A 1,785-nucleotide genomic window follows, 5' to 3' on the forward strand; every position below is an offset into this window, starting at 1 on the left:
TTTTGTTGACTTGGATCGTTCACATAGTTTCGCAATGTTGGACTGGCAGCTATGACGCCAATATCATTGGAGACTTCGTTCAGCAAGGCGTAAAAGGATTGTTCCGCCAGGTCGGAGGTGTGCATGATCCGCTCCTGCGAATATTCGACGATGACCCCTGCTGCTTTTTGAAAAACCAGATAGCCCGTCAAAAGAACGGAAAAAATAATCAGACCGGTAAAGAACAGCGCAAAACGGGTTACTATGGAATGGCGAAACTTCATCGAGCGGTAACTAAAAATCGTACGGGGCCAATGTAGGTTTTATTTATATTACAGGCAAAAAAGAGCCGTTCAGGGACTTATCCATCAAATACCAAGTTTCATCAACCCACCGGCATGATTCATATAATAAATGTCCTATGCATCAAGTAAATGAATAGTATTGGCATTTACAAATTGAAAACACAGGATGATATCGACCCAAAAAAATCGCATATTTATATTGCTCTTATTCCCGATTCTCTTTATAAACCATTCCCAGGCACAGGGATTACTCGATGGTTTTATGAGAGGGAAGGGAAACTTTGTTACGGCCCTAAGCTATAGTAACGAATCGTACGACACCTATTTTGTAGGGGACAATAAGACACAAAATCCAAATCTGGGCACTATAAAGACGAATTCCTTCGGAATCTTTGTTGCCGGGGGAGTGACCGACTATTTGGATGTTATCGTATCGGCACCGTACATCTCTGCCAAGGCCACGCAAGGGTTTATGTCAGATCAGGATGATTTTCAGGATATCAGCCTTTTCTTGAAGGGCAGGTTTTTGAACCGATCTTTCGAGAATAGTGCCACCCTGTCCCTTATGGCGGCCGGAGGTCTCAGTACGCCCCTGTCGGATTACATTGCGGATTCCCCGGTGTCCATCGGCAACCAATCCACCCAATGGGACGGTCGCCTGATTGCCCAGTACCGGTTTTCGCAAGGAATTTTCGTTGCCGCACAAACGGGTTATATCAAACGGGGCAACGCCACTGTCGATCGCGGGCTAGAGGTCAGCGTTCCCGATGCCTGGGACTACATTTTAAGAACCGGCGGCAGTTACAAAAAATGGTATGCCGATGCTTGGTTGCAACATCAAAATTCAAGGAACGGCACGAATATCGGCCCGGGAGTACCCTTTCCCAGCAACGATATCGATTTTACCCGAATAGGGTTTACGTTGTATCATCCGATTCCAAAATTCGAGAATTTCGGTATTGCCTTGGGGGGAGGTTTTACCCTTTCGGGTACGAACATCGGTAAGTCCAACCGTTTTAGCGCCTCCTTAGTTTATAACTTTTCCTTTGCCGCACCATCCATTGATTAACCTATACAAACTACAATCGTAATGAAACCTGATTTTAAACGAATCCTAGCATATATTACCCTAGCCATACTTTTTTCTTGTTCCGAGGATATTCCCGATATGGTGGAACTTCGACCCTTGGTTCCGGTATCCCAAGATGATGCTGCGGGCAACTGGAAGAACGTCATGGGCATCGATTACCTGTCACAGTTGGAAATGCCGGTTCCCGAAAACACGGATTCCGAAGCGTATGGGGCCGAACTTGAACGTCTTGTAGCGATTACGAAGGAGAGAACGAGCGCACAGGAAGAAAGAATAACCTATTGGAGCGCTGGAGGGGTCATACGCTGGAACAGGATTCTGAGGGACTTGGTCAGTAAGTACAACGTGGCCCCTGCCGTCGGTGCCGCACCCGAACCACAGCGACCTTTTACGAATCCCCCATTTGCGGCA

At 46.8% G+C, this 1,785-nt stretch carries 2 protein-coding genes and 1 pseudogene; 2 read left to right on the top strand and 1 reads right to left on the bottom strand.

Annotated features, from left to right (window positions below; genetic code table 11):
• On the bottom strand, nt 1-263 hold a 263-nt coding region (locus tag ACEW8S_RS16860), incomplete at its 3' end, for a hypothetical protein (protein WP_373519286.1).
• 187 nt (nt 264-450) lie between these two features.
• On the opposite strand from ACEW8S_RS16860, the gene ACEW8S_RS16865 reads away from it, so the two are divergent.
• Complete coding sequence (locus ACEW8S_RS16865) at nt 451-1,353, top strand: hypothetical protein (RefSeq protein ID WP_373519287.1); 903 nt, start codon at nt 451-453, stop codon at nt 1,351-1,353.
• 21 nt (nt 1,354-1,374) lie between these two features.
• Nucleotides 1,375-1,785, top strand: a pseudogene (locus tag ACEW8S_RS16870) (hypothetical protein); the annotation flags it as partial.

Origin of the sequence: Pricia sp. (genome assembly GCF_041745955.1) — a bacterium.
Lineage (GTDB): Bacteria > Bacteroidota > Bacteroidia > Flavobacteriales > Flavobacteriaceae > Pricia.

Coding starts and splice junctions, on each gene's coding strand:
- ACEW8S_RS16865 (WP_373519287.1), top strand. CDS start 451: ATGATATCGACCCAAAAAAATCGCATATTTATATTGCTCTTATTCCCG.